This window comes from Acinetobacter sp. CY81 (assembly GCF_059515925.1).
This window is the reverse complement of sequence record NZ_JCAKNC010000006.1, coordinates 47,355-73,346: the sequence shown is the minus strand read 5'-3', so window position 1 is coordinate 73,346 and position 25,992 is coordinate 47,355. Positions and strand designations below refer to the sequence as shown.

The 25,992-nt window shown below is 37.8% G+C and carries 22 protein-coding genes and 2 pseudogenes; 12 read left to right on the top strand and 12 right to left on the bottom strand.

What is annotated here, in order from left to right:
* Positions 1 to 159 precede the first annotated feature (159 nt).
* Together AC5YDM_RS08915 and AC5YDM_RS08910 are read left to right on the top strand one after the other, a co-directional pair.
* Positions 160 to 3,054 carry a valine--tRNA ligase gene (locus tag AC5YDM_RS08915; protein ID WP_496151765.1) on the top strand — a complete coding sequence of 965 codons (2,895 nt, stop codon included), beginning with the start codon at positions 160 to 162 and terminating at the stop codon, positions 3,052 to 3,054.
* Between the two features lie 454 nt (positions 3,055 to 3,508).
* Positions 3,509 to 3,598, top strand: a pseudogene (locus AC5YDM_RS08910) (hypothetical protein); the annotation flags it as partial.
* A 46-nt stretch (positions 3,599 to 3,644) separates the two neighbouring features.
* On the opposite strand, the gene AC5YDM_RS08905 reads toward AC5YDM_RS08910, so the two are convergent.
* The 3 genes from AC5YDM_RS08905 to AC5YDM_RS08895 form a co-directional block, all read right to left on the bottom strand.
* Positions 3,645 to 4,724 (bottom strand): GTP pyrophosphokinase, encoded by a 1,080-nt coding sequence (locus tag AC5YDM_RS08905; protein WP_496151764.1) that lies wholly within the window; start codon positions 4,722 to 4,724, stop codon positions 3,645 to 3,647.
* Positions 4,725 to 4,907: 183 nt separating this feature from the next.
* On the bottom strand, positions 4,908 to 5,276 hold the full coding sequence (locus AC5YDM_RS08900) for an endonuclease domain-containing protein (RefSeq protein ID WP_496151763.1): 369 nt from the start codon (positions 5,274 to 5,276) through the stop codon (positions 4,908 to 4,910).
* A 179-nt stretch (positions 5,277 to 5,455) separates the two neighbouring features.
* Positions 5,456 to 6,562 carry a molecular chaperone DnaJ gene (locus tag AC5YDM_RS08895; protein WP_496151762.1) on the bottom strand — a complete coding sequence of 369 codons (1,107 nt, stop codon included), beginning with the start codon at positions 6,560 to 6,562 and terminating at the stop codon, positions 5,456 to 5,458.
* 324 nt (positions 6,563 to 6,886) lie between these two features.
* Here AC5YDM_RS08895 and AC5YDM_RS08890 point away from each other — a divergent pair, with 324 nt between their 5' ends.
* Positions 6,887 to 7,564: a DUF421 domain-containing protein gene (locus tag AC5YDM_RS08890; RefSeq protein ID WP_496151761.1), complete on the top strand. Its 678-nt coding sequence runs from the start codon at positions 6,887 to 6,889 to the stop codon at positions 7,562 to 7,564.
* Positions 7,565 to 7,903: 339 nt separating this feature from the next.
* A complete protein-coding gene (locus AC5YDM_RS08885) occupies positions 7,904 to 9,106 on the top strand; it encodes a GGDEF domain-containing protein (protein ID WP_496151760.1) in 1,203 nt (400 codons plus the stop codon).
* A 141-nt stretch (positions 9,107 to 9,247) separates the two neighbouring features.
* Here the strand turns inward: AC5YDM_RS08885 and AC5YDM_RS08880 are convergent, their stop codons facing one another.
* The 3 genes from AC5YDM_RS08880 to AC5YDM_RS08870 form a co-directional block, all read right to left on the bottom strand.
* Complete coding sequence (locus AC5YDM_RS08880; protein WP_496151759.1) at positions 9,248 to 10,237, bottom strand: NAD(P)H-quinone oxidoreductase; 990 nt, start codon at positions 10,235 to 10,237, stop codon at positions 9,248 to 9,250.
* A 125-nt stretch (positions 10,238 to 10,362) separates the two neighbouring features.
* Positions 10,363 to 10,614: a DUF2798 domain-containing protein gene (locus AC5YDM_RS08875; RefSeq protein ID WP_496151758.1), complete on the bottom strand. Its 252-nt coding sequence runs from the start codon at positions 10,612 to 10,614 to the stop codon at positions 10,363 to 10,365.
* A 57-nt stretch (positions 10,615 to 10,671) separates the two neighbouring features.
* Positions 10,672 to 11,181 carry a PadR family transcriptional regulator gene (locus AC5YDM_RS08870; RefSeq protein WP_496151757.1) on the bottom strand — a complete coding sequence of 170 codons (510 nt, stop codon included), beginning with the start codon at positions 11,179 to 11,181 and terminating at the stop codon, positions 10,672 to 10,674.
* A gap of 265 nt (positions 11,182 to 11,446) precedes the next feature.
* Between AC5YDM_RS08870 and AC5YDM_RS08865 the strand changes: the two are divergent.
* Positions 11,447 to 12,283 (top strand): annotated as a pseudogene (locus tag AC5YDM_RS08865) (5'-methylthioadenosine/S-adenosylhomocysteine nucleosidase).
* A gap of 6 nt (positions 12,284 to 12,289) precedes the next feature.
* Positions 12,290 to 12,499, top strand: coding sequence for an EamA family transporter (locus AC5YDM_RS08860; protein WP_496151756.1), 210 nt, complete (start codon positions 12,290 to 12,292; stop codon positions 12,497 to 12,499).
* 88 nt (positions 12,500 to 12,587) lie between these two features.
* On the opposite strand, the gene AC5YDM_RS08855 is transcribed toward AC5YDM_RS08860, so the two are convergent.
* From AC5YDM_RS08855 to cysD, 3 genes are all read right to left on the bottom strand, one after another.
* A complete protein-coding gene (locus AC5YDM_RS08855; protein WP_496151755.1) occupies positions 12,588 to 13,445 on the bottom strand; it encodes a metal-dependent hydrolase in 858 nt (285 codons plus the stop codon).
* Positions 13,446 to 13,668: 223 nt separating this feature from the next.
* Positions 13,669 to 15,285: a sulfate adenylyltransferase subunit CysN gene (cysN, locus tag AC5YDM_RS08850; RefSeq protein ID WP_496151754.1), complete on the bottom strand. Its 1,617-nt coding sequence runs from the start codon at positions 15,283 to 15,285 to the stop codon at positions 13,669 to 13,671.
* A gap of 42 nt (positions 15,286 to 15,327) precedes the next feature.
* Positions 15,328 to 16,242: a sulfate adenylyltransferase subunit CysD gene (gene cysD / locus AC5YDM_RS08845; RefSeq protein WP_496151753.1), complete on the bottom strand. Its 915-nt coding sequence runs from the start codon at positions 16,240 to 16,242 to the stop codon at positions 15,328 to 15,330.
* A gap of 424 nt (positions 16,243 to 16,666) precedes the next feature.
* Between cysD and AC5YDM_RS08840 the strand changes: the two genes are divergently transcribed.
* Positions 16,667 to 17,197, top strand: a complete 531-nt coding sequence (locus AC5YDM_RS08840) for a hypothetical protein (RefSeq protein ID WP_496151752.1) — start codon at positions 16,667 to 16,669, stop codon at positions 17,195 to 17,197.
* A 90-nt stretch (positions 17,198 to 17,287) separates the two neighbouring features.
* On the opposite strand, the gene AC5YDM_RS08835 is transcribed toward AC5YDM_RS08840, so the two are convergent.
* Positions 17,288 to 18,751, bottom strand: coding sequence for a capsule assembly Wzi family protein (locus AC5YDM_RS08835; protein ID WP_496151751.1), 1,464 nt, complete (start codon positions 18,749 to 18,751; stop codon positions 17,288 to 17,290).
* A gap of 312 nt (positions 18,752 to 19,063) precedes the next feature.
* On the bottom strand, positions 19,064 to 20,590 hold the full coding sequence (gene lysS / locus AC5YDM_RS08830) for a lysine--tRNA ligase (RefSeq protein WP_496151750.1): 1,527 nt from the start codon (positions 20,588 to 20,590) through the stop codon (positions 19,064 to 19,066).
* A gap of 345 nt (positions 20,591 to 20,935) precedes the next feature.
* Between lysS and AC5YDM_RS08825 the strand changes: the two genes are divergently transcribed.
* A complete protein-coding gene (locus tag AC5YDM_RS08825) occupies positions 20,936 to 21,433 on the top strand; it encodes a YqiA/YcfP family alpha/beta fold hydrolase (RefSeq protein ID WP_496151749.1) in 498 nt (165 codons plus the stop codon).
* A 120-nt stretch (positions 21,434 to 21,553) separates the two neighbouring features.
* Here AC5YDM_RS08825 and AC5YDM_RS08820 read toward each other — a convergent pair whose 3' ends face one another.
* Complete coding sequence (locus tag AC5YDM_RS08820) at positions 21,554 to 22,096, bottom strand: adenine phosphoribosyltransferase (protein ID WP_496151748.1); 543 nt, start codon at positions 22,094 to 22,096, stop codon at positions 21,554 to 21,556.
* 538 nt (positions 22,097 to 22,634) lie between these two features.
* On the opposite strand from AC5YDM_RS08820, the gene rubA reads away from it, so the two are divergent.
* From rubA to oxyR, 4 genes are all read left to right on the top strand, one after another.
* On the top strand, positions 22,635 to 22,799 hold the full coding sequence (gene rubA, locus AC5YDM_RS08815; RefSeq protein ID WP_087511919.1) for a rubredoxin RubA: 165 nt from the start codon (positions 22,635 to 22,637) through the stop codon (positions 22,797 to 22,799).
* A gap of 78 nt (positions 22,800 to 22,877) precedes the next feature.
* The gene (locus tag AC5YDM_RS08810; protein ID WP_496151747.1) at positions 22,878 to 24,053 is read left to right on the top strand and encodes an NAD(P)/FAD-dependent oxidoreductase; all 1,176 of its coding nucleotides are present in this window, start codon (positions 22,878 to 22,880) and stop codon (positions 24,051 to 24,053) included.
* Between the two features lie 57 nt (positions 24,054 to 24,110).
* Positions 24,111 to 25,046, top strand: a complete 936-nt coding sequence (locus tag AC5YDM_RS08805; RefSeq protein ID WP_496151746.1) for an alpha/beta fold hydrolase — start codon at positions 24,111 to 24,113, stop codon at positions 25,044 to 25,046.
* Positions 25,047 to 25,062: 16 nt separating this feature from the next.
* Positions 25,063 to 25,968, top strand: coding sequence for a LysR family transcriptional regulator OxyR (oxyR, locus tag AC5YDM_RS08800; protein WP_496151745.1), 906 nt, complete (start codon positions 25,063 to 25,065; stop codon positions 25,966 to 25,968).
* Positions 25,969 to 25,992 lie beyond the last annotated feature (24 nt).

Genomic DNA, 25,992 nt, shown 5'->3' with positions numbered 1-25,992 from the left:
TGCGTCTAAACGCGACGGATCATTATTGGTTTAAATATTTGTACAGCTCCGATTGTCTGCTATTTGTTCACAGAATGCATTTGCTTTACATCCCATTGCCTGCTTTTTTTTTGCTATAATAAATGCAATTTTTTATACAACTTTTGGTCTGTTCTCACTATGACTGATTCAGCGCAAAATATTGCTACGACGTACGATCCTACTGAGATCGAAAAAAAATGGTACCAAACTTGGGAAGAGCGCGGTTACTTCAAGCCTTCTGAAAAAGGTGAATCATTCTGTATCATGATTCCACCACCAAACGTCACTGGTAACTTGCACATGGGGCACGGTTTTAACAATGCCATCATGGATGCGTTGACGCGTTATAACCGCATGTCGGGTAAAAATACGCTTTGGCAACCAGGGACTGACCACGCGGGTATTGCAACGCAAATGGTTGTAGAGCGTCAGTTGGGTGCTGAAGGGATTAGCCGTCATGACTTAGGTCGTGAAAAATTCATCGAAAAAGTATGGGAATGGAAAGAACAATCTGGCGGTAATATTACCCGTCAAATTCGTCGTCTAGGCTCATCTGTAGATTGGTCACGTGAACGCTTTACCATGGATGATGGTTTATCCAATGCCGTGAAAGAAGTATTTGTAAAACTTCACGAAGATGGTTTGATATATCGTGGCAAACGCCTTGTTAACTGGGATCCAAAACTACAAACAGCCCTTTCTGATTTAGAAGTTGAGTCTGATAAAGAAGAAGTAGGTTCACTCTGGCACTTCAAATACTTCTTTGAAGATAAGTCACTTCGCACCCACGATGGTAAAGATCACATCGTTGTTGCAACAACTCGTCCTGAAACATTGTTAGGTGATACAGCGGTTGCTGTTGCACTGGATGATGAACGTTATGCAGCTTTAGTTGGTAAGAACATCATCCTGCCAATTACAGGTCGTGCTGTTCCAATCGTTAAAGATGAATATGTAGACAAAGAATTTGGTACAGGCTGTGTAAAAATCACCCCTGCGCATGACTTCAATGACTATGAAGTGGGTAAACGTTGTGAATTGCCAATCATCAACATCTTCAACAAAAATGCTGAAGTGCTTGCTGAATTCGAATACATCGCTAAAGCGGGCGAGCAAATTTCTAAAACCATTCCTGCACCTGCGGACTATATTGGTTTAGAACGTTTTGCTGCACGTAAACAATTGGTTGCTCAAGCAGAAGCTGAAGGCTGGTTAGACCAAATTCAACCTTACACACTTAAACCACCTCGTGGTGACCGTTCAGGTGTGATCGTTGAGCCGTTACTGACTGACCAATGGTACGTAAAAATTGCACCACTTGCTGAACCTGCAATCAAAGCGGTTAAAGATGGCGACATCAAATTTGTACCTGAGCAATACAGCAACATGTACATGGCTTGGATGAACAACATTCAAGACTGGTGTATCTCTCGTCAATTGTGGTGGGGTCACCGTATTCCTGCTTGGTACGATGCAGAAGGTAATGTTTACGTTGGTCGTAACGAAGACGAAGTTCGTGCGAAAAACAAAATTCCTGCTGATGTCCAATTGGATCAAGACGAAGACGTATTGGATACATGGTTCTCTTCAGGTCTTTGGACATTCTCAACTTTAGGTTGGACTGGTGACGAAGCGAAAGATAAAGAAAACTATTTCTTAAATACTTTCCACCCGACTGATGTATTGGTCACTGGTTTCGACATCATCTTCTTCTGGGTTGCCCGCATGATCATGATGACCATGCACTTCATGAAAAATGAAGATGGTACGCCTCAAGTACCGTTCAAAACTGTGTATGTACATGGTTTGGTACGTGATGGCGAAGGTCAAAAGATGTCTAAATCTAAGGGTAACGTGCTTGACCCATTAGATTTGATTGACGGTGTTGATCTTGAAACTTTAGTACAAAAACGTACAACAGGTTTGATGAACCCGAAACAAGCGGCGAAGATTGAAAAATCAACCCGTAAAGAATTCCCTGAAGGCATTCAATCTTACGGTACTGATGCGGTTCGTTTCACGTTCTGTGCGCTTGCGAACACTGGTCGTGACATCAAGTTCGACATGAAGCGTGTTGAGGGTTACCGTAACTTTGCCAATAAAATCTGGAACGCGACGCGTTTCGTGATGATGAACTGTGAAGAGCAGCCGATTGGTCAAGAAGTTCGTCAAGACCTTTGGGAATTGCCTGAACAGTGGATCGTGAGCCGTCTACAAAAAGCGGAACAAGCAGTACAAACAGCATTTGCGACGTATCGTTTAGACTTGGCTGCACAAGCGATTTACGAGTTCATTTGGAATGAATACTGTGACTGGTATGTAGAGCTGACTAAGCCTGTTCTAAATGACGAAAACGTATCGGTTGAGCGTAAAGCTGAAGTACGTCGTGTTCTTCTTTCTGTGATGGAAGCATCGTTACGTTTAGCGCATCCGTTGATGCCTTATTTGACAGAAGAAATTTGGCAAACGCTTGCACCGAAGTTAAACATTTCGGGCGAAACGATTATGTTGGCGCAATACCCTGTTGCTGACCAAGCACTCATTAACGACCAAGCTGAAGCAGATATGCAATGGCTTCAAGGTTTGATTGGTGCAGTTCGTAATATCCGTGGTGAGATGGGTCTAGGTAATGCGCGTTTATTGCCTGTACTTCTTCAAAACACCACGGATGCTGAAAAAGCACAAATCGCTCGTATTGAACCGTTGTTTAAAGCATTGGCGAAAGTTGAAAGTATTACTTTCTTAACGGATGCTGAGCAACCGCCATTGTCTTCATCAAGTGTAGTGGGTCATGTGTCTGTATTCGTTCCAATGAAGGGCCTCATTGACCCTAAAGCGGAATTGGGTCGTCTACAAAAAGACTTAGACAAGGTTCAAAAGCTACATGATCAAATTGCGACTAAACTTGGCAATGAAGGTTTTGTGGCGAAAGCACCTGCTGCTGTGGTTGAAGGCGAGAAAGTGAAACTTGCTGAGTTTGCTGATCAGTTAGCGAAGATTAAAGCGAATATGGAGCAAATTGCAGCGCTTTAATTAAATTAACTTTAAAAAAAGCCCATTACTGGGCTTTTTTTATACTAAAAAATTATATATATTTTATTAATACTAAACAATTTAGAATTTATAAGATGATAATACTTAATCAAAGTAATAATATAGCCGACAAATATTTTGAAAGATTAAATCACTTTGGTTTGAGTATCATTATTCCCGTAACAATAGGTCTATTTTTTGCAAGAGACTCAAATTTTAGCGCACAAAATATACAAGTTGTTAGCCAGTTTTTTTTAGTCATTAGCGTTATTTATCTTTTAACTGACTCATCAGAATGCACAAAAAATTATAAGCGAATAGCCAAAGTATATGTTGAAAAAAATAGTCATTTAATACTAACCATAAAAACACTAGTTTTTATAACTAGTTACTGCTTTTTAGGATCATTAGCCGTTGGGTTAATTTAAAAATATGTTTAATACTTCGATATAATTTAGTTCAAGGTGAGAAAGTAAAACTTGCTGAGTTTGCTGATCATTTAGCAAAGATTAAAGCGAATACGGAGCAGATTGCAGCGCTTTAATGCTGTAGTTTGATTCAAAAAAATCCCCTCTTAATGAGGGGATTTTTTATTCATACTCATTAGGTTCAATTTCTATTTCATTCTGTTCAAAAATTGACTGTATTTCCTGCTCAGTATATTTCTGTAAAAGAAATTTATATCCATTTTCATTTGTCGCTCCCCATTTTTGTTCCGAATTTGCATAAGCAGTAGAAAAATATTTTTCTAAATCGGTAACCATCATTAAATCTCGTAAAAAACCTATAAGATTATTATCATTTGGAAAAGTAAATTTAGAAGCTGCATCGGCTATTATATTATCAAGCTTATTCAAATTATTGATTCCAAAATCAAATAACTCCTGAATAACTATAGATAAAATATCATCATAAATATAATTAGCTTCTTTTCTGATTAAATTAGAATACTTACTTTCTATAAGTGTTTTGACTCCAATATCCGTTAACTCAAATTCAAGGCTATTATGTGAAATATTATGCTTTAAGTTTTTTGCATACTCTTCAATTTCGACTGTCAAACGATTGAACTCTAAATCTGCTGACTCAAGTAAGCCTGATAGTAATTTAAAACGACGATTAATATCAGATGGCAGTTTTCCACCTAATTTATATCCTCGATCATGCTCAATTTCAGCCCATGCATGTTCTAATGCAGTTCTAACTTGAATCTCGAAACAAAGACCTTTGTATGCGGAAAACTCTGGTAACTTTTCTCGACTTTCACCCACATCACACACAAAATGAACTGAACGATATCCGACTTTTTCTTCACCTAATTTTTTTGATTTATTCACACTATCTGCTTCATGGACATCAAACATAGACTTAATGAGACTACAGACTTTTTGTACATCTGATTCAACCAAAGTAATAACTCGAATACCTGCCAAATCAGTCATTGACTCAGGACTATATTCTTTTTCAGTTAACTTATCTTGAATTTTCTTTAAAAAACTTTTCTTTGTTTTGGAGCGATAAGGTACATCAACAAAACTAATCTTTTGTGAAATTAGGGAGTTTTTTAAAGTCACCGCAATAATTTCTGCTAATCCTTTATAAGGATCAATATTATTGTCATACCATAACCCATGATCTTCTTTGGTTTTGATTTCAACTTTAGAACTCACCCCAACCCCTTAATTTATTTAAATTATCTTATTACCCATACTATAATCTAAAAATTCTTTTTATTAAATTAAATTCAATTCTTTACCCTCACCCCAACCCTCTCCCATAGGGAGAGGGAGCGTCATTTGATTTAATACCTATGTGAATTTCGCAATGGAGTTCCCTCTCCTTTTAGGAGAGGGTTAGGGAGAGGTGCTTTTTAATTCACAACATTTCTGCCACAAATCCTCCAATACCACATCAGTCCTCCCTAACACATCATGATTCCAATACCGCACAACTGTTAAACCCAAAGCGTCTAAAAACTTAGTCCGTTGAGCATCATATTCAATCGCATCATTTGTTCCATGCTGACTCCCATCCAACTCAATCACCAAACCAATTTCATGACAGTAAAAATCCACAATATAAGGTTTGGCCACATGCTGACGACGAAATTTAAGATTCATAAATCGCTTGGCACGTAGTATTTGCCACATCAGGTGTTCTGCATCAGTAGCATTATGGCGCATGGATTTGGCGAATTCTAATAATTGGGGATCAATTTTCATTTTTATTTTCCCTCTCCCTAGCCCTCTCCCATAGGGAGAGGGAACGTTCATTGCGAATCTAATTCATATTATTAAATTTTATACTATTTACCATAACCAAATTTACAGCTTAAATCTGCTATGTAATAGATTTTTCCCTCTCCTTCCAGGAGAGGGTCAGGGAGAGGTGATTTTAAAAATCACAAAACTTGATGCTCCAACAACATCTCCAACCCACTCTCTTTCCCCATATACATCAGCCTTTGCTTTTCAGCTTTAAGCTGATGTTTGATCGCAGACACATCATTATCGATCTGCTTATATAAGTTTTGAATGTTCAATTGTCCTTTGGACTTCTGCACTGATATTTTCGCCTTTTGTGACCAGACTAAGCCATCAATCAAAACATTGATTTGACTTTGAAGCTTAGAACTTTGCGACGCTAACGCCATTTGATAAAACTTCAATTGCTCATCACTCAAGGCTTTTTTATTCGCTCGCTGTTGCTCAACCTCTAACTGTAATTTCAATAGATAAAATAAATCTTCCTGCTCATAGGCTTGATTAGCACGCTGTAAAAGTTCGGTCTTTTCAACTTTTTTGGCTTCATCCTGTTCGCGGTCAGGGTGAATGATCGAAGCAATTTTTAAATACACAGATTTTAATGATTGTTGAGACATTTTCTCAGCCTGTGCCTGCTTGTCTTGCTTACGTTTCAGTTTGGCTTGCTCTCGCGCTTGGCTATATTGATCACGTTGTTGATCAAAATCATGTTCCCAATCCCACGATTCACCTTGATCTATCACCTGTTCCCGATCAACACCACTTACATCTACTGAACTTTGTTCTAGATCATCATGAGCATTTTGATTTTGTGAAATATGCTGATTTTGCTTAATAGACTTTGTTCGTTTCAACTTTTCCTGTTCAGATTTTTGCTGATAAAACTGAATAATCTGCTCAATCAAATCAGATTGCTGTTCCGACAGGGTTTGATTGGATTGCAGAGATAAAGCCAAGTATTGAATCTTCTCGTCCATCTGAACCAAATCTGACGCTGAGAACTCATATTTACTTAGGCTATTCCACAGTTTTTCTAATTGCTGATACAACACTTGATTCAACTGATGATACGCAGGAATTAACTTCTGCCCTGCATACTGTTGAATTTCAGATTTGGCATTTTGCCATTCAGCCAATAATCGTTTTTGTTGCTCTATACTTTCAATCAGACGATTTAACTTTTTATGCTGTGAAGACACTTCAACATTGGGTTGAGCCGTGGTTTTCAGATCAAAATTCTTCATCAATATAAGCAGACTTAGAGCAAAAATATAGTATAGCGGACTTCCTATTCACTCACCGAAAAGAACATGTTTAATGTCATGTCAATCCTCAAATGCTAACCATACTCTATCTTCAATGTCCTAAACGGACTCGATGCAAGTCATTCAACAATACCAAACCTATTTTCATTTTTTGACTTTAGGTATTTTTAATCCCTTAAAGCCAATCTTCTCTAAAGCATGCAGCATAAAATAAATTAATCCAACAGAAACATACATTTCTCGTGATATCTAAATCCACATATCTAGATAAAATAAGCCTAATCTAATAAAAAGGTGTCAGATATGGATCTTCAAGACATTCTCATACTCGATACAACATGGAGTTTTACTGGGGAGTTACTCATACGTTGTGTGCTGATGTATATCATGATTATCGTGGTACTCAGACTGACAGGTAAGCGTGGCGTTCGACAGTTGTCCATCTTTGAAGTCGCCATCATTTTGTGCCTTGGCTCGATTGCAGGCGATCCAATGTTTACCGATGATTTGCCTCTAATCCAAGCTTTAGTGGTCATGTCCACGATCATGCTACTCTATCGACTGACTACATGGCTGATGATGAAGTACCAACCCTTTGAAGACCTGCTTGAAGGTAAATCTGCCTATATTGTTGAAAATGGTCAATTGGTGATTGAGGAAATTCAAAAAGGGAAAATGTCACATGATGAATTCTTTGCAGAAATGCGTCAGCAATCGGTTGAACATTTGGGACAAGTCCGTGTTGGGCTGTTAGAGTCCGATGGCAAATTCAGCATTTTGTATTATGCAGATGATCAAGTGAAATACGGTTTGCCCTTATTTCCCAAAGCCTGTGAATTGGCTAGACAAATTGATCCCCATAAGCACTACGCTTGTTGTTATTGCGGCTATGTGGCTCAACTTGATTCGCTCAAAACAGAGTGTGAGCGTTGCCAATGCTGTGAATGGGCTGTAGCGATAAATTGTAAGCGTATCACCTGACCCATCAGGCTTAGTTGATAGCTCTTGGTTGATACATTTTGGTTGATAAGGCTAAGTCAATAAGTCATGATTAATATTTTTCACTGATTGTTTCTATATTTAATCCGACTAACTAAACTTAACATTCCTCTTTCAGAAAGTTTAAACTCATAGTAAAGTATAAAATACAAATACTTAGATATACTTATAATGACGCATAGTATGACATTTTAGTGATTAAAATCACAGCCATTGCTCATTCCATCCAAGTATTGATCAATAAACGTAGTAAAAAAATACCAATATTTTGTTTTATTCAGATGGATTCAATCTGAAAGCAAACTACGAAAGGATGCGCGAATGCCTATGTTCAGCCCAGACTTTTTAACAGTCTTTAGTATGATTAGCCTGTCTTCCTTCCTTGTGTGTTGGATTTTATGGCTAATGGGACGACAGTATTGGCAACAGGGATTGTCCTTTGCTGTCCTCAGCACAGCCTTATATGGTTGTGCTTATGTTGCCTTTTCACTGCAAAGTATTTCTCAACATTTGGTGTTTTTAATTATTTCAAAATTACTGATTTGTTTAGCGATTTCAGTGTCAATCCTCTCCATTCAACGTTTCCGCCAGAGTCATCGACAAGTACGTGATCTCGCTACCGTTTCTATTCCAATTTTAGTGACGACAGCTTTAGCTTTTGTTTTCATTCCGAATAACATTGCACAGTTCAATGAATTTCATACCATCGTTTGTGCCATCCAAATCATTTACTGTTTACGTATTCTGATTCAAATGCGTTCACGTACACCGGGTTCAGGTTGGATCTTGGTTCTCGCTTCCGTATGCACACAGTTTGCTGTTTTACTGCTATTGATTGCCACCAAAACCTTTTCTATTCCTGATTTGACCACTACTTTAACGGCTTCAAAAATCATCACGATGTGGACGCTGAGTCTATTGCTATTCGTAAAGATTTTTTTAAGTGGATTTGGTTTTTTCATGATGGCAAGAGATCGCCAATATGCCCTTGAACAAGGCAAAGAAAAACTCGATTACCTCACCCAATTACCAAATCGCTCTGCCCTACTGAACGGTTTAAAACAACTGATCCAACAAGATACCAAGACCACAGCACCCTTGACCATCATGTTGATCGACATTGATCATTTTCAAAAAATTAATAATGAACATGGCCACTTAGTCGGTGATCAAGTTATTCAAATGGTAGCTCAAACCTTGCAACTTCAATGCCGTGTCACTGATATTGCAGCACGTTATAGTGGAAAAGGATTCGCTCTACTACTGAATAACACCACGATTCAAGGTGCTGAGGTTTTGGCAAATCGTTTATGTGAAGTGGTGCGAAATAATGAAATCATCATCGAGAATGGTCGAACTTTAAATGTCACCATTAGCATTGGTGTGCATTGTTGTATACCTGCAAAAAATAATAAGTGGGAGCCACTTTTTTCAGCGGCAAATACTGCTCTAGGTAAGGCAAAATCCAATGGGCGAGACCGCTTTGTGATCTCTACACCATCCATGCTTCAAAATTCACCTTAAGTATTTTATGCGTTTTAGTATTAAGAGCTTGGTTAATTTGAAGCGGAATAAATGATTGAAAATCCAATCAAAAAAGGTGAGCCTCAGCTCACCTTTTTTACTCAACCACTGAATGGTTAAAATCAAATTGGTTTGATGATTCTAGATTACCTCAACCACGACTTTGCCGACATGCTCACCTGTATCCATTTCTGTATGTGCAGCTTGAATTTGATCAAACTTGAATGTCTTATAAATCATTGGCAAGCATTCGCCTTTTGCCCAAAGTGGTGCAACAACCTCTTGCAAACCTTTAGTAATTTCAGCTTTTTCAGCAGTGTTACGTGCACGCATGGTCGAACCAGTAATGGTCAATCGTTTCATCATGATTTGACCCAGTTTCACTTCTTTAGCTTTTGCACCACCCAAGAATGCGATATAAACCAAACGACCATCACGGCGTAATAAGTTCAGGTTTTGTGCTAAATACGGTGCACCGACGATATCCAAAATCACATCAACGCCCGCATTGTCCGTGGCATCATTAATCACTTGCTCAAAGTCTTGAGTCTTATAATTAATCGCTGTAGTCAACTTAGAGATCGCCTGAACTTTTTCATCCGAGCCGACTGTCGCAAATGTTCTCATGCCCAAAGCATTACATAGCATCAGCGCTGTTGTACCAATACCACTGGTTCCACCATGAATCAGTACGGTCTCGCCTGCTTTGGCTTTACCCATTTGGAATACATTTGCCCAAACAGTATAGAAAGTTTCAGGAATAGCTGCAGCTTGTACAAAACTCACGCCTTCAGGAATAGCCAAGGTTTGGCTTTCTGGCACTACGCAATACTCTGCATAGCCGCCTCCATTGGTAAGGCCACAGACTTTATCACCCACTTTAAATTCAGTGACATCTGCACCCACAGCTTCAACAATACCCGCCACTTCCAAACCTGGCACTGGAGTTACGCCTTTTGGCATTGGGTACAAACCTTGACGTTGCAAAATATCAGGTCTGTTTAAACCAAAGGCATGAACTTTTACAAGGACTTCATTATTTGCAGGGCTTGGGGTCGCCACTGTTTCATAAGCCAGTTTATCTACACCGCCTGGTTCAGTAATGATGATCTGTTGCATCGTCTGTGACATTTGCTTTCCTTATTTATGCACTATTCATGTATTTAGCGTTATTTGAACATAGTTCAACGCGTCTTTGAAGTGTAGTCGAACTTATGTCTGCAACAGTTTCATCATTTTTAGCAATGGACTTTCGCTTATTCATTCGGAAGCGCAACGAATTTCATCAAAAATTTACGTACCAAAGGCAAAAATACCAAGATTAATGGAAATGCAATCAACCAAGACATGCCCCAAGTCTTAATCCAAACGATTGCTAAACCATCAAAGAAGCCTTTATTTAATACAATATTAATAAAGGAAATCGATCCACTCATGAGACAAGACAAAATAAGAGGCATAAGCCATGCTAAGTGTTTGGGATGAAATTTCGGAATTAAACTGCTCATAGTTGACCTATTTTCAATATTGGATGTGATGAATCAAATCAATAACTTAAAGATGGATTACAACCGACTAATTTGGATTGCCGCCAAATCAATTTTGTCTGCAACTTCACGAATTTGATCTTGGCTCAGTTCAGTACCTTGTAGTCGTAATCGTAATGCGTTTTTTAAATTTTCCATTGCTCGTTTGATATCGACATACTGCTCATCGTTTTGAATCTGTTTTCGCATACTAAAGCGATCTAGGGCTTTTTGGATTTTGTGTTGCTGTTTTTCTAAATGTGATTGCCCTTTTGCCGTAATGTGATATTGCTTACGATCATCCACGCATATTTTTGTCTCGATCAGTGCTTGTTCCTCTAAATAGTTAAAGGTAGGGCAAATCGTTCCTGTGCTTGGTTTGTAGTTACCACCCACCAAATAGGCTACATCTTTAATCACGTCATAACTAAACTTTGGTTTTTGCGCCACAAAGTATAAAACCAATAGTTTCATCTCACCGGCTTCAAATAGACGCTTTCGAGGTGTCGCTAAAGTTTCTGTGGTGGTCATCAGTTGATTAGAAGCCATTTAAGATACTACTTAATTTAATTAAGATATATCTTAACAAGATATTCTAGCTTGTCACGTATCTTTTTAAATGACTCAAACTTTATTTTTATGTTTTAGAGAAAACAGATAGGTATTAGAGAAATACAATTTAATAACACAATTTAATTTATTGGTGATTTGTTTGGCATAACATTTGCGACCGCTTCAATCGTGTTTAAAATGTGGAATTCCTAAAATATTTAAAAAATTACTTTTGTGCTTCGGCGTCTGTAGCTCTCGCCTCATCACTGGCTGTAATGATGACAATGATCAAAAGCAAAATTCAACTGAATCAACGGCTAAGCGCTTACAGCCTATTGTGATTCAGGGCGCATTACCCATTTAAACCGAAAGTCTTGCATCTAAACTAGATAACACGACCACTGAAACGATCGGTGGTTGGAAATTTTGGAAAGGAACGTATCAAGGTTATCCAGTCATCATTTCTAAAACACGTATGGGGATGTCCAACTCTGCTGCCGCAACGGCTATCGCAATTACACATTACAATCCGATTGCGATTATCAACCAAGGGACGTCTGGCGGTCATGACCCAGCTTTGAATGTATATGACATTGTTGTCGGCAAATACACCACCAATATCAATGCATTTAGAACGCCTGTATTGCCTCTTGGCGGTGGTTCAGACTCTTTGAAATGGGATGAAGCCTTTGATGTTTTACCTGATGATGAGTCAGATCCTGAACCTATTGCGATGCGTAAATTTGAAGGCGATGCTGATTTAATTTTGGCAGCGCATAAAGCAAAAGTGAACTACAGCAAAGGTAAGGTTGTTGAAGGAACTTTAGGCTCTGCTGATGTTTGGAACAATGAGTTAGACCGTATTGCGTTTATTCATCAAACTTATGGGACATCTGCTGAAGAAATGGAAGGTGCTTCTGTTGCTCAAATTGCGATTCAATTTAATGTGCCTTTTGTTGGTATTCGCGTGCTGTCAAATAACATTACCAACAATGGCGCCTATGACCCAGGGACAGGTGAAGCGTGTCAGGACTTTGTTTTAGATGTTGTTTTAGAATATATGAAAGCGAAACAAGCTGAATTGAATGTGAAAAAATAATTCATTTTGGAAATAAAAAACCCGCCATTCGGCGGGTTTTTTACTGCAGTTCAATCTGGTAATTTAGTCAATACTACAAGTCTGTTTTACCTTGTTCCTTTGGTTACTTTAATTTTAGATTTCATAATTTTTAGAACCCAACTGTCTGCTTTTGACTTTGTTTGGATTGTGGTGATTTTAAGTGGATTCTATTTAGTTTACAAAAAAGTAAGTTGAATGAAAATTAATTAGAAATAGCTTAACTTATGATTCACCCATATTTTATATAAGTAAATCAATAAAATATGAATTTTCAGCTTATTTTTTAGTTTAACAATTTTATTTGTTCATCCAAACCAATTTTTGCTTTTGTGATTTTCACTAATTCTGCTTCGTCAGTCTCATTAGGGTGAAAATTCATTCGATAATATGAAAAAAACTTTGGAATCAATTTACTGTACGAATTCAAAGTAAATTTACCAAATTTTAGCCATGATTTTAAATTTGCTAATTGTTTATCGCGTGCCATTAAAACAAATTGAAAACCAAAAGACATAAATGTAATTAAAGTTAAACTTAGGGAAAAAATTGCAATCCGAGGAATATACGCATCTAAACCTTTGCCATAAAGATATTCATACATATCGTAGGCGACTGCTTTATGTTCTGTTTCTTCAATACTATGCCATAACCATAGATTTCTTATTGATTCGTTATCCATTTTTTCATTGAGACTTTGCATCATATATACAACTAAGACCGCAGTGTAATGTTCAAGCCCAACAGTCACCAAAAGATTCCATTTTTTTGGAAAAAACTTTTCTATCGCTTTAAGAATAATACCCGTCACATTCTCAAGCGACTCAGGATTTAATCCGAATTGTTGAGCACTTTCATGAAAAGCATGATGCTCTTTTGAGTGCATAGCTTCTTGCCCAATAAATGCACCAATATCACGATCAAGTTTTTTATTGCTCTTCACATTTTCTCTTAATGCACGCACAGAACGGACAAAGTAGGCTTCTCCTTCTGGGAAAAGTGTAGAAAGCCCTGTGAAATAATGCGTATGTGCAGGATCATTATCAAACCAATATTTTGGAATTTCATTAAATTCATAATCCATACGACGAACAGGAAATGAAGCTGAAATCCTTTGTTTTTCGGTAGCTGTATTGTTTTTCATTCTAATCTCCAATTAACAAGTTCCAAAATAGAACTTATTTATTTGAAGTATGCTTTATACCTTTCTCAGAAATAATGTTTAATCGTGTCAAGTTTCACTACTTATCAAGCTAAACTGGTATTTCATGATATAAACGTTCCTTTACTTTTTATTTTGATTGAATTAAATTCAATCAAAATAAAAAACCCGCTGAAAAGCGGGTTCTTTTAATCAGCTCAATCTATTACAGACGAACTAACTCAACAATTTTATCAGCCAATGCTTCAGTAGACTCATCTGCATAGCTTACGTCAGTCCCTTCACTAACAGTCGTAATCACAACCACACCTGTTTCACGGAGTAGCGTAACTTGAGCAGCATCAAGACCTGATTTCGCAATTGCCACGATGCCTTGTTGAAGTAACAAGTTCTCAATCGCTTGCGCATTTTGAAGTGCTTTTTCAGACACAGTCACCGCAGCAGGTTTTTGACCTAAACGTGCAGCACGAGCTTCTGCAGTCACAGGATTGCTATGCGCAGTCCATTCAACAGACTCTTCTACCATACCTGCACCAATCGTTACGTTATTTAAACGATCAATAAAGATGAATGACCCTGTGTAACGACTGTCTTGATAACGGTCAAATACCACTGGGGCATCAAACTCAACAGTTACATTCGCAATCGCATTTAGCTCAAGGTTCTCAACTTTCGCTTTTTCCAATGTATTCACATTGGTACGATAGTTGATTGCTGTAACTTTTGCAGGAACAGTTTGTGTACCAATTTTGATGTTATAAAGCTTACCAATCACAAGTGGTTGATCAGCCATCCACACCACAGTCGCTTGAACTGAACGTGAAATACTTGGCACAGCTTGATCAGCACGGATCAACACATTACCACGTGAAATATCAATTTCATCATTTAAGGTAATTGTTACCGCCTGACCTGCAACCGCACGCTCCAAATTACCATCAAACGTCACGATTTCTTTAACTGTCGATGATTTACCTGAAGGCAATGCTGTAATCGTATCACCAACATTCACATCACCTAGTGCGATCGTACCGCAGAAACCACGGAAGTCGAGGTTCGGACGGTTAACATACTGCACAGGGAAACGGAAATCAGCTTTTGCTGAAGTACGGTTAATTTCAACAGATTCCAAAGAACCCATTAAAGTCTCACCTGCGTACCACGGTGTATTGACAGACTTATTCACCACATTGTCACCATTTAACGCAGAAATCGGCGTAAAGATGATATTCGATGGTTTACGGTCGCCCAGTTGTGCAACAAAGCCTGCATATTCAGTTTGAATTTCATTGAAGCGTGCTTCAGAGAACTCAACTAAGTCCATTTTGTTAATTGCAACAATAATGTTCTTAATACCAAGTAAGCTTGCAATATAAGTATGACGACGTGTTTGAGTTTGAACACCGTAACGCGCATCAATCAAGATGATCGCAAGGTCACAAGTAGACGCACCTGTTGCCATGTTACGTGTGTATTGCTCATGCCCTGGGGTATCCGCAATGATGAACTTACGCTTTTCTGTAGAGAAATAACGATATGCGACATCAATGGTAATCCCCTGCTCACGCTCAGCTTGTAAACCATCTACAAGTAAGGCTAAATCAGGCGCATCACCTGTAGTGCCTACTTTTTTAGAGTCACGCGTTACCGCTTGCAATTGATCTTCATAAATCAATTTTGAATCGTAAAGTAAACGACCAATAAGCGTCGATTTACCGTCATCAACATTACCGCAAGTCAAGAAACGTAATAAGTCTTTATTTTCATGTTGTTTTAAATAGCCCAAGATATCTTGGCTAATCAAATCTGATTGATGAGACATGGCTCATAGCTCCACAAATACGTTGAAATCGGTTGAGATAAATTAGAAGTAACCTTCTTGTTTTTTCTTCTCCATCGAGCCTGCTTCATCATGGTCAATCATACGACCTTGACGTTCAGAGCTGGTCGCCAAAAGCATCTCTTGGATGATTTCAGGCAAGGTATCAGCAGTCGATTCCACTGCACCTGTTAATGGATAACAACCTAAAGTACGGAAACGTACCGATTTCATTTCTGGAACCTCACCTTCTTTCAAAGGCATCCGTTCATCATCAACCATAATCAACGTACCGCTACGCTCAACTACAGGACGTTCCGCAGCCAAATACAGTGGTACTAATGGAATGCTTTCCAAATAGATATATTGCCAAATATCAAGCTCAGTCCAGTTTGATAATGGGAATACACGAATACTTTCGCCTTTGTTCACTTTACCGTTGTAAAGATTCCAAAGTTCTGGACGTTGGTTTTTCGGATCCCAACGGTGCTTATCATCACGGAATGAATACACACGCTCTTTCGCACGTGATTTCTCTTCATCACGGCGCGCACCACCAAAAGCAGCATCGAAACCATATTTATCAAGTGCTTGTTTTAAGCCTTGAGTTTTCATGATGTCGGTATATTTTGAACTACCATGATCGAATGGATTGATTCCTGCGTCTTTCCCTTCTTTGTTTTGATGAACGATCAAATCAAAACCATGCTTTTTCGCCATGTTGTCACGGAACGAAATCATGTCTTTAAATTTCCAACCTGTGTCGACATGCAACAGTGGGAATGGAAGTTTTGCAGGGTAAAAAGCTTTCAGCGCTAGGTGTAACATCACTGCTGAATCTTTACCAATGGAGTAAAGCATAACCGGATTTTCAAACTCGGCTGCGACTTCGCGGATAATATGAATACTCTCAGCTTCAAGCTGCTTTAGATGAGTAAGTCTTTCCTCATTTAACGACATGGACAACACCAGCTTAGAAAAACGTGTACTTATGACACTTTTGAAAATTTATATTCATTATAGTGATTTAGCCAACTTTTCTTTAGCATGTTTTTTTATATTGATATATCTAAACATCATATAAAAACATGATAAATACAAAATTAGTATTATAAAATCAGGGCTTAGCTATAATTTCTTAGCCTTATTCATATAACTGCTAAACCTTAGCTGAAATATAAAACAATAATTTCTTTGTTTTCTGCTCTCACACCGTATTTTAAACATTTCTATCGCTTACAACATGAATAAAAATGACATTAGAATGCGATTTATATGATTAGCAATGCTCAATGTAAAACTCAACTGATCAATAGTTCAACAGATTCTAAGTCTTAGCTCATATAAAATTCAATCATTAGACCTTTCCAAAAGCTTTTCTCCCATGCTTAGCCTAGAACACATTAAAGAATCTCTTGAAAACGCCCAGTTCGCTGGAAATATTTATCAGCACAATGACAATATTCTGGTCTTGCAAGAGCCCTATACTGAAGATGGCGCAGCTTTTAATATTTTTGTGCAACATGAACATACTTCAGACCAACTTGGACTTCAGTTTGCAATCAAACTCGAAAATCAAAAATTAAAATATTTAATTGGCGTGACACATAGCAACCAAGACAAGCGCTACGAAATTGCGATTAATAATCTGAAAGGTGATCAAAAGGCTTTTAATCTTTGTTATGCCTTTTATAACTATCCAAAAAAATTCTATTTAATCGAAACAGATTTATACGTCAACTCAGAACAATTTAGCCAATGTATTGAACAGCAACTGTTTAATCTGCCTGAATTAAACTTTTTAGAAAGTGCCACTAAAATCAATCCTATGGGGCAGTCTTATCATTGGATGAAGCACTATATTTTACAATCGAGTTTGGATATGAAAGTACGAATTCAGACCTGCCTATTATAATAAGCGGTCATCTTCAAAGTAGTCTCTAAAGTTTTGGATATTTGCGCCATAAAAAAGTCCCATAAATGGGACTTTTTTATTTCTGATTGTTTAAAATCCAAACATCGCTTTCTCAAGCGGCAATTCAACACCCAGTGATAGTCCTGCATCATTACCATTAAGGTCTGAGTCAGCCACCCAACCGTTAATCTTCAATGGAATGCTTGGCTTAATATAATGCGTCCAGGTCAAGTCCAAAGCTTTAATTTTATCATTTTCAGGAAATGCAAAATTTGTTAAACGCCCTGACTGATTCACTTTGGAATACAGTGCACGACCAGATAATCGATTCATGGGATCAAAACGAATATCCCCACCGACAGAAACCATTTCACCATCTCCACCGATTGCATGTGCAAGTGGGTAACCATGTTGGTAATAACCATCTGTATAAATATGGTGATTATAAGAAATGCCTTCTGCATTACCATTGGTCGTAGTATCTGCCCACTCTGCATAAACTTGGTAGGGCATATTTTTGTAATTTGCTGAGTAATCAATACCCGCCAAATACATTTTTTTGGCTGGTAAACCACCTGCTTCATCTTCACCAACATACTGTGCATATACACTTGCAGGTACGGATAAAAGAGAATTTAAATTTAAACGCGCATCAAATCCTGCAATTTGATTGGATGCATTTCCCTCTCCCGTACAACTACTATCAGCACACTCATTATCTTTCCCAATGAATGCATTCCAGTAAGCCTTAGCTGAACCTGGTTGACCTTCACCATCAATTTGGAAAGTACGTGAAGCTCCCAATTCTAAATAAGGTAACGGTTGTGCTGTAATACGTAAACCCATCAAACGTGTATCAGGTATGGATTGATAATCATCCAGTTGACCAGCAAATGCTTGATACTGCCATGGGCCAACCCAAGACAACCACTTACTTTCAAAAGCATTTTGCTCAGCACGTTGTACTGTCACACCATAAACAGGACGACTTGCATCACCTCGGATCAGACTTCCATCATGACCAGGCCCCCAGTACGTTGGAATTTGTCCCGCAATAACCCATTGATTCCACAATTTACCCGCTAGGTATGAACCCTCGACATTGATATCCTGATCATGATCAATTTGTGGATCTTTCTCGCCTTTCACTTTTAAGCGAGCATCCCAATTTTGACTACCCGCATTTAATTCTGCACCAATCGCATATTGTGACTTTTGATCATCACCAAAGGCTTGCGGAATATTTTTAGGATCAGTCTCAGCAAAGGCTTCAACCTTTAAAAATTCATTTTCAGCATCTAAGCTCTGGCGCACTGATTGAATGACTTTTTGTTGTGTGGTGGTCGTAACATTGGCATTACTCAAAGCACGTTGAATTTCATCACCACTCAGCGGCCATGTAGACGTGCTGATTTGAATAACACCCTGCTGATTTAACCAATTCAAATCTGTACGTAAATCAGCATGATTTAAAATAATGCCTTGTGCAAAAGATTGGGATGAAGCTAAAGCAAAAAAAGGAATAATCCAATTAATTTTATATTTTTTTATCATTTTCAACAGCTTCAATATGATTGTATTTAATTATTATTTGTTTTTAATTTAATTTAATCTAGAAAGATTACATTAACTCTATTCTTAGTTTCATTAAATAACATTAACTTACACAAAGCAATATTGTGATACAATTATCATTAATGATTAATCCTAATAATTATTTTAATCAATTGATTTTTACAACTATTTTTTTAACAATCGACAATGTTTAGATAAACTCAATAAAGATAAGAACTATTAAGAAATAATCCCAAGAATAATAAAATAAAAAATCCCTAACAATGTAGGGATTTTTTATTAAACCGATTATTAGTTTTTATGACGCATATGTGGGAACAAGATTACTTCACGGATACTTGCCGCATTGGCAAATAACATGACAAGACGATCGATACCAATGCCTTGACCTGCTGTAGGCGGTAGACCGTATTCTAAGGCTTCAATGAAGTCTGCATCATAATGCATTGCTTCATCATCACCTGCTTCCATCTCATTGACTTGCGCTTGGAAACGTTCTGCTTGGTCGATTGGGTCATTTAACTCTGAGAAGCCATTTGCCAATTCACGACCACCGATAAAGAATTCAAAGCGATCTGTGATGTGTGGATTATCATCATTGCGACGTGCAAGTGGAGAAGTTTCAGCTGGGTATTCAGTAATGAATGTCGGCTGACGAAGTTTAGTTTCTACAGTTTCTTCAAACACGATGGTTTGAAGTTTACCTAAACCAAAACCAGGTTTCACTTGCTCTTTTAATTCATTTTTAACGAAGTCTGCAAGGAACTCACGGTCATTTACATTGTCAGGTGTAAAGCTTGGGTTGTTTTCCAAGATTGCATCAAACATTGAGATTTTTTTGTATGGGCCTTTGAAGCTATACACTTCTTCTCCATACGGCACATCTGTAGAACCTAAGATATCGATGGCTAATTTTTCAAGCATCTTCTCAGTCAATTCCATCAAGTCTTTATAATCGGCATAAGCTTGATAGAATTCAATCATCGTAAATTCTGGGTTGTGACGTGTCGAAACACCTTCGTTACGGAAGTTACGGTTAATTTCGAATACACGCTCAAAACCACCAACAACCAAACGTTTTAAGTAAAGCTCAGGTGCAATACGTAAGAATAAAGGCATGTCTAAAGCATTGTGATGAGTCTCGAATGGACGTGCAGAAGCACCACCCGGAATCACATGCATCATTGGAGTTTCAACTTCCATAAAGCGTTCATTCGTTAAATACGCACGAATACCTGACACCACTTGTGCACGAATTTCAAATGTTTTGCGTGTTTCTTCGTTTACGATCAAATCTAAATAACGCTTACGGTATTTAACTTCTGTATCTGTTAAACCGTGGAATTTATCTGGAAGCGGACGAAGTGACTTAGTTAAAAGTTCGAAATGTTCGATATGAACATAAAGATCACCTTTACCTGAACGACCAACATAGCCTTCAACAGCAATAATATCGCCTAAATCTAAACTTTTGATTGTTTCTAAAACTTCAGGGGCTAATTCTTTACGTGCAACATAAAGCTGGATACGACCCGTCATGTCTTGAATGACCATGAATGAACCACGGTTCAACATTACACGACCCGCAACTTTTACATAAACCTTTTCGCCTGCTTCGATGTCTTCTTTAGAGATTTCAGCAAACTGATCTTGTAAATCTTGTGCGTAGTGTTCACGTTTAAACGTATTTGGCCAAGGACTGGTATTGGTTTCCTTCGCCTTCTCTTGTATTTGTTTTAGCTTGGCATGACGCTGTGCGATTAAATCGTTTTCGGAAATGGCTTGTTCAGAAGTCGATTGAGCGTTTTGTTGCGTCATCTCTGCCTCGTATATTGAATTGAAAAATCGGAAGTTGCATAGCATATCAGATCTAAGTGCTATTGAGCAGTAGCATGCGATAGGCAAAATAATTATTGTTCCATCATAATCCTGAATATTTTATTGAAAAATAAATAAAAAACAAAACCACCCAAATAAATAAAAACTTAAATTTCAATACTTTATTAATAAAAACCAAATAAAAAGATTAAATCTTAGACCAAAAGCTTAGTTATTTCGCTGAAAAAAACACCTAAACTTCTCAGGATTAAATAGAAACGTCAAACCTTACTCAGCTTGCCTAAATTTCAAAATGAGTAATTTTAATAAGTGTGAATAATCAAAATGACAAGCCGCTCACATAAAGTTTTATTTTTACACGGACTCGATTCATCCAAGGAATCAACTAAGTTCGAAGCCATTGATACTGATCATAAACTTTGTATCAATGTTGACTATCGCAATCTAAATTTTAAAACCGTTGAAAAATTTTATCAGGATATTATTCAAAAAATGAAGCCTGATGTCTTAATTGGACATAGCTTAGGTGCATATTGGGCACTTAAAATGTCTAAGCTGTACCAACTGCCCGCAATCATTGCTAACCCCAATCTATCTCCTTGCTTTCGTGAAGATTATCCTGCGATTGATGAACACGATTTGGACCATGATATTCCGCAATTGGCTTATCTTGAGTTGGGTGATGAAATACTAGATATGCGCCAAACAATGGATCAACTTGAATCATTTATGGTCGTTGAAAGTATCGAAGGTGGTCATCATCGCTTAGAACATCCGGAACGAATTAATGATCTCATTCATCGTTTAAAAGAATATTTTTAAATTTTTATAATTTAATCCAATAAAAATTCGATCAATTACCACACATATAAAAAAGCCTTGCTTGAGCAAGGCTTAAATATAGTGTCAAGTCAGCAAATAACTCTGCTGATCTATATAGCATTACGCAACTTGAGCTTCTGGCATGGTTTTATCATCTAAAACGGTCCAAATATTAAAGCCTAAATCACCATGTAAATCTGGTAAATCAAGGAAAATACTTGCACCTAGGATGCTATGTTCACATTTATCCATTAACTGTTTAACAGCTTTCAATGTGCCACCTGTTGCCAAGACATCATCCACAATAATCACTTTTTGTGGTGCAATATCCGCTGACATTTCGAGGCGGTCCATACCGTATTCTAAGCTATAACCTACACCAACAACTGGTGGTGGTAATTTGCCTGCTTTACGAACCAATAATAGACCTTTGCCTGTACGCTGAGCCAACAAGCTAGCTAAAACAAAACCACGTGCTTCTACAGCTACAAAACTGTCTACTTCTGCCAATTGCTCAGCTGGGATACTTTCAATTAAAGCATCTGTTAATGGACCAATATTGCTCATAAATAATGGTGTTAAATCAAAAAAACAAATACCAGGCTTTGGAAAATTTTGGACAGTACGAATGTGAGACCACAAAGCTGTAGACGTGTTGTTCATAGGAGATTTAGGAGAAGATAAAGAATGTGCGAATTTTAACGGATTTTAGATATAAAAAACAGAGAGCTGATCTTTTTTAAATCAAACCATTAAGCTAAGTTATTGATTTTACAAAGCACATCAATAAAATAAATATTTAATATATATTTTACAGAATGGAATTATACCGTAATTTATCCAATATTTATGCTAGACCTAAGTCTAAATAGAGTATTTATCAAACAAAATAAAAGTTTTTTGTATTCAAATCCAGCTTTATTAAAGCAACCAAACATTTGAAAATATTAATTTTATTGGAATGCATAAAATCATAAAAATTGCATAATTAGCCCAAACAGCACGCGTTTTGTCCTTCTCTGCCATTCTGCTGAAAGTTTAGTAGGTTAAACTCCGTTATTTACTTTACATTCATCATAGAACTGCGTAAAAATTTGCGTGAATGCGTACAATATTAAAAATTGTCGTTTAATTGAGTCAATGTACGGTTTGGAATATTTTACTGACAACTTATCGGATCTGTCGGTTTTTGGAGAATTAGATGAAAAAATATCAATGCATCGTTTGTGGATGGATTTATGACGAAGCTGAAGGCTGGCCTCAAGATGGCATTACAGCTGGAACAAAATGGGAAGATATCCCAGATGATTGGACTTGCCCTGATTGTGGCGTTTCAAAAGCTGATTTTGAAATGGTAGAAATCTAATCATCCCCGGAAGACCATGCTACATGGTCTTTTTTAATGAACTATAAGAAACCCTTCCCTCACATTTTGGAGAGTAATATGCACCCTATCGTAATCATTGGTTCTGGCATGGCAGGTTATACACTTGCAAGAGAATATCGCAAATTAAACGCAGAGCAAGCGTTGGTGATGGTCTGTGCTGATGACGCGGTAAACTATGCAAAACCGACTCTTTCAAATGCTTTGGTTGGGAAAAAAGCACCTGAACAAATTGGTTTAGGTGATGCAGCAAAAATGTCTGCTCAACTCAATATACAAATTCAAGCACATACTTCAGTACGTAGCATTGATGTTGAAAAACATGAACTAAGCTTAGACGTTGATGGTCAAACAACAACACAACAATATTCAAAATTGATTTTAGCTGTAGGCGCACATCCTATTCGTTTAGCAATTGCAGGTGATGGCAGTGATGACATTTTAGTGGTGAACTCACTTAATGATTATCGTGCTTTCAGAGAAAATTTAGATAAGAAAAATGACAAACGCGTGGTAATTCTAGGTGCAGGTTTGATTGGTTGCGAATTTGCCAATGACTTACAAAATACAGGTCATCAAGCCACTGTTATTGATTTAGCACCACAACCTTTAGGACGCTTATTGCCAAATCACGTTGCTGAAGCGTTTAAACAAAATATGGAAGAAACCGGTATCCAGTTTGTATTGGGTACAACAGTTGAAAAAGTATCTAAACAAGCAGACGCTTACGTCGTTACACTTGCTAATGGTCAAAACTTGATAGCAGATGTGGTTCTTTCTGCGATTGGTTTACAGCCTAATATTGGCTTGGCTCAAGATGCTGGCATTAACACCAGTCGCGGTGTAATTACCAATACACTGATGGAAACCAACCAAGCTGATGTTTATGCGATTGGTGACTGTGCAGAAGTGAATGGCATGTTATTGCCTTATGTCATGCCACTGATGCAACAAGCACGTGCGCTAGCAAAAACACTCTCTGGTCAAACAACTACTGTACATTATCCTGCGATGCCAGTTGCAGTAAAAACACCTGCTGCACCTTTAACTGTACTCCCTGCTCCCGCTGGCGTAGATGTGACTTGGGAAACTGAAGAGTTTGATGACGGTATGATCGCCAAAGCAACTGATGCTGAAAATACTTTACGTGGTTTTGTACTACTCGGTGCAACAGCAGGCAAACAACGTCTGAGCCTAACAAAATTAGTCCCGGACTTGATTCCTGCGACTGTTTAAGGTTTAAATAGCGAGGATATTTTCTAATCAAAATATCCTCTTAGAGGAAAAATAAAAATGAATAGCGCCTTACAATATAGTGTTTCACCTTATGCACATTTTATGCAAGAAACCAAAGTCGACTTAGGCAATGGTATTCAACTTCACGTTGAAATTGGTGGTAACCCAGATCATCCAAGTATTTTGTTGATTATGGGCTTAGGTGCTCAAATGTTGTTTTGGCCCGATTTCTTTTGTAAATCACTCATTGACCAAGATTTTCGCGTCATTCGTTTTGATAACCGAGACATTGGTCTTTCCTCTAAAATCCGTAATAAAGGTCCGCGTTTAAATACATTTAAACTGATGGGACGCTTTGCTTTTGGATTGTCCAATCATGGTTCTGCCTATGATTTATATGACATGGCAGATGATGCAGCCTTGTTAATTGAGCGCTTAGGTCTAGAAAAAGCACATATCATTGGTGCGTCGATGGGCGGTATGATTGCTCAAATCATCGCAGCCAAGCATCCTGATAAAGTAGACAAAGTCGGATTGTTATTTACCAGTAATAACCAACCTTTTCTTGCACCACCTTTCCCTAAGCAACTATTTAGTCTAATTGGTAGACCTGCTTCTAATGATGAAGAAGGTATTATTCATCATAGTTTAAAGGTGATGCAGACTATCGGATCTCCAGGTTACCTCAATCAAATAGAGGTAATGCAGACTGCAAGAAAATTATATCAACGGAGTTACCATCCAGCGGGTGTACTTCAACAGTTTTTAGCAATATTATGTACAGGCTCTTTACTTCAGATCGATAAACAAATTGATAAGCCGACTCTTGTGGTACACGGCTCTAAAGATCGTTTACTACCATCTAGCCATGGTAGAGCAGTTTCGAAAGCCATTTCAGGCGCGAAATTTGAATTAATTGAAGGAATGGGGCATGATATTCCTGCGCATTTTATTCCACAACTCAGTGGTTTATTTGCAAAACATTTTAAATGATAAACACTAGGACACTATGGCTGCATTACCTTCCCTAAGACAGCTGTCATATTTGGTGACACTATCTGAGACGTTGCATTTTACTGAAGCAGCACGTCGCTCGTTCGTTACACAATCTACCCTTTCGGGCGGGATTATGGAACTTGAGCGTTTATTGGGTGGCGTACTGGTTGAACGTGACCGTCAAAATGTACGTTTAACTCCACTCGGCGAGCAAGTTGTTGCACGTGCCCGTGTCCTCCTTGCAGATGCTCAAGATTTAATGCGGCTCAGTCGTGAAATGAGCGAACCACTGACTGGTGATCTGCATCTAGGTATCATTCCAACAATTGCCCCATTTATCTTGTCGCAATTATTAGAAGAAGTGCACAAAGAATTACCCAAGATTCAACTTCATTTGCATGAAGCACAGAGTGAACATCTGGTTGAAAAGCTTGAACATGGCAACTTAGACATGATCATGCTTGCGCTACCATTTGATACTCGTGGTTTAAAAGTTGCTGAAATTGCGAAAGAAAGTCTGTATTTAGTATGCAATAAAGCAGATCACAAAACTGCGCAAGCAACGAGCTTAGAAGATCTTGATCTATCTCATTTGATGCTACTTGAAGAAGGTCATTGTTTACGTGATCATACTTTAAGTGTATGCCCAATTGGCGAGCGCAAAAATGATCATCGTTTAAAAGCGAGTTCATTACCTACTTTGGTTGAAATGGTCAGCTCTAATTTAGGTTTTACTTTGCTTCCTCAAATTGCGGTAAATACTCACATGTTGAAATATAATGATCAACTTGTGATTAAACCGATTGAGAATGCACCATCACGTGTTTTATCTTTAGTGACGCGTAAAAGTACACCGCTTCAAAGTGAATTTGATGTTTTACTTCAAGTCTTGCAAAAAATTACAGCCGAATTAAATTAATTCCCTGAAAGCGATACAAGCTTG

What these genes read in the sequence shown, in the direction of transcription:
- AC5YDM_RS08915 (WP_496151765.1), top strand. Translation starts at nt 160, where the DNA reads ATGACTGATTCAGCGCAAAATATTGCTACGACGTACGATCCTACTGAG.
- AC5YDM_RS08900 (WP_496151763.1), bottom strand. Translation starts at nt 5,276, where the DNA reads ATGAAAATTGATCCCCAATTATTAGAATTCGCCAAATCCATGCGCCAT.
- AC5YDM_RS08895 (WP_496151762.1), bottom strand. Translation starts at nt 6,562, where the DNA reads ATGAAGAATTTTGATCTGAAAACCACGGCTCAACCCAATGTTGAAGTG.
- AC5YDM_RS08890 (WP_496151761.1), top strand. Translation starts at nt 6,887, where the DNA reads ATGGATCTTCAAGACATTCTCATACTCGATACAACATGGAGTTTTACT.
- AC5YDM_RS08885 (WP_496151760.1), top strand. Translation starts at nt 7,904, where the DNA reads ATGCCTATGTTCAGCCCAGACTTTTTAACAGTCTTTAGTATGATTAGC.
- AC5YDM_RS08880 (WP_496151759.1), bottom strand. Translation starts at nt 10,237, where the DNA reads ATGTCACAGACGATGCAACAGATCATCATTACTGAACCAGGCGGTGTA.
- AC5YDM_RS08875 (WP_496151758.1), bottom strand. Translation starts at nt 10,614, where the DNA reads ATGAGCAGTTTAATTCCGAAATTTCATCCCAAACACTTAGCATGGCTT.
- AC5YDM_RS08870 (WP_496151757.1), bottom strand. Translation starts at nt 11,181, where the DNA reads ATGGCTTCTAATCAACTGATGACCACCACAGAAACTTTAGCGACACCT.
- AC5YDM_RS08855 (WP_496151755.1), bottom strand. Translation starts at nt 13,445, where the DNA reads ATGAAAAACAATACAGCTACCGAAAAACAAAGGATTTCAGCTTCATTT.
- cysN (WP_496151754.1), bottom strand. Translation starts at nt 15,285, where the DNA reads ATGTCTCATCAATCAGATTTGATTAGCCAAGATATCTTGGGCTATTTA.
- cysD (WP_496151753.1), bottom strand. Translation starts at nt 16,242, where the DNA reads ATGTCGTTAAATGAGGAAAGACTTACTCATCTAAAGCAGCTTGAAGCT.
- AC5YDM_RS08840 (WP_496151752.1), top strand. Translation starts at nt 16,667, where the DNA reads ATGCTTAGCCTAGAACACATTAAAGAATCTCTTGAAAACGCCCAGTTC.
- AC5YDM_RS08835 (WP_496151751.1), bottom strand. Translation starts at nt 18,751, where the DNA reads ATGATAAAAAAATATAAAATTAATTGGATTATTCCTTTTTTTGCTTTA.
- lysS (WP_496151750.1), bottom strand. Translation starts at nt 20,590, where the DNA reads ATGACGCAACAAAACGCTCAATCGACTTCTGAACAAGCCATTTCCGAA.
- AC5YDM_RS08825 (WP_496151749.1), top strand. Translation starts at nt 20,936, where the DNA reads ATGACAAGCCGCTCACATAAAGTTTTATTTTTACACGGACTCGATTCA.
- AC5YDM_RS08820 (WP_496151748.1), bottom strand. Translation starts at nt 22,096, where the DNA reads ATGAACAACACGTCTACAGCTTTGTGGTCTCACATTCGTACTGTCCAA.
- rubA (WP_087511919.1), top strand. Translation starts at nt 22,635, where the DNA reads ATGAAAAAATATCAATGCATCGTTTGTGGATGGATTTATGACGAAGCT.
- AC5YDM_RS08810 (WP_496151747.1), top strand. Translation starts at nt 22,878, where the DNA reads ATGCACCCTATCGTAATCATTGGTTCTGGCATGGCAGGTTATACACTT.
- AC5YDM_RS08805 (WP_496151746.1), top strand. Translation starts at nt 24,111, where the DNA reads ATGAATAGCGCCTTACAATATAGTGTTTCACCTTATGCACATTTTATG.
- oxyR (WP_496151745.1), top strand. Translation starts at nt 25,063, where the DNA reads ATGGCTGCATTACCTTCCCTAAGACAGCTGTCATATTTGGTGACACTA.